1 pseudogene is annotated in these 355 nt (G+C 28.5%); it reads right to left on the minus strand.

Features of this window, described 5'->3' with window-relative positions:
- A pseudogene (locus HMPREF3058_RS12140) lies at positions 1-295 on the minus strand (transposase); the annotation flags it as partial.
- Positions 296-355: the final 60 nt, after the last annotated feature.

Below are 355 nucleotides of genomic sequence, written 5' to 3' on the forward strand. Positions count from 1 at the left end.
GCCTTCATAAATCCAAAAACAGGCTCCACATCAAATTTTCTTTGACTGTAGATGGTTTTTTGTTTTAGTTCTGAAAACTTTTTATTAATTTTGTCTTTAAAATATTCTCAATTATAATTCTTCATTATTTTTTTATTTGTTTTGAATTGAAGTTCATTCATTGATGTTTCAGAGGACATTCGGAACAATCATCACATTCATATTATTTAAAGTCTCGTTTAAAACCATTTTTATCATGATGATAGGCATATCTTTTAAATCCTAGTCTTTGATTGTCCAAACAAATGAATTCATCGAATTCAGTCTCGGAGTTGTTTCTACAATATCATTTGTGGGGATAAGAACTGAAGTTTCC

This window comes from Staphylococcus sp. HMSC068G11 (assembly GCF_001815825.1).
In the GTDB taxonomy this organism is placed as follows: Bacteria; Bacillota; Bacilli; order Staphylococcales; family Staphylococcaceae; genus Staphylococcus; species Staphylococcus epidermidis.